The 1,177-nt window shown below is 46.8% G+C and carries 1 protein-coding gene; it reads left to right on the top strand.

The genetic code is table 11. The annotated features are described in order from the left end of the window. Positions 1–1,177 (top strand): elongation factor Tu (tuf, locus tag AB6E54_RS22595; RefSeq protein ID WP_016783752.1); only part of this gene is annotated, 1,177 nt, incomplete at both ends.

The raw sequence follows: 1,177 nt of genomic DNA, 5'->3' as shown, positions 1-1,177 counted from the left end.
TGTCTAAAGAAAAATTTGAACGTACGAAACCGCACGTAAACGTTGGTACTATCGGCCACGTTGACCACGGTAAAACAACTCTAACTGCTGCTATCTGTACTACTCTTGCAAAAGTATACGGCGGTGTTGCTAAAGATTTCGCATCTATCGATAACGCTCCAGAAGAGCGTGAGCGCGGTATCACAATCGCAACTTCTCACGTTGAGTACGACACTCCAGCACGTCACTACGCACACGTAGACTGTCCAGGACACGCGGATTATGTTAAAAACATGATCACTGGTGCTGCACAAATGGACGGCGGTATCCTAGTTGTTGCTGCGACTGACGGCCCTATGCCTCAAACTCGTGAGCACATCCTACTTGGTCGTCAAGTTGGTATCCCTTACATCATCGTATTCATGAACAAATGTGACATGGTAGATGACGAAGAGCTACTTGAGCTAGTTGAGATGGAAGTTCGTGAACTTCTTTCTGAATACGACTTCCCAGGTGATGACCTACCAGTTATCCAAGGTTCTGCACTTGGCGCACTAAACGGCGAGAAGCAGTGGGAAGACAAGATCGTTGAGCTTGCAGAAGCACTAGATTCTTACATTCCTGAGCCAGAGCGTGCAGTTGACCAACCGTTCCTACTACCAATTGAAGATGTATTCTCAATTCAAGGTCGTGGTACTGTTGTAACTGGTCGTATCGAGCGCGGTATCCTACGTGTAGGTGACGAAGTAGAAATCGTTGGTATCAAAGAGACTACTCTTACTACTTGTACTGGTGTTGAAATGTTCCGTAAACTGCTTGACGAAGGTCGTGCAGGTGAGAACGTTGGTGCACTTCTACGTGGTACTAAGCGTGATGACGTTGAACGTGGTCAAGTACTTTCTGCGAAAGGTTCTATCAACCCACACACTAAGTTTGAGTCTGAAGTATACGTACTTTCTAAAGACGAAGGCGGCCGTCACACTCCTTTCTTCAAAGGTTACCGTCCACAGTTCTACTTCCGTACAACTGACGTAACAGGCGACATCACTCTACCAGAAGGCGTAGAAATGGTAATGCCAGGTGACAACGTTCAAATGACTGTTGAGCTAATCGCTCCAATCGCAATGGACGAAGGTCTACGTTTCGCAATCCGCGAAGGTGGCCGTACAGTTGGTGCTGGTGTTGTAGCTAAAATCTT

Source organism: Vibrio sp. 10N.247.311.49, assembly GCF_041467655.1.
GTDB lineage: Bacteria > Pseudomonadota > Gammaproteobacteria > Enterobacterales > Vibrionaceae > Vibrio > Vibrio crassostreae_C.
This window is presented reverse-complemented; position numbering and strand designations above follow the sequence as displayed.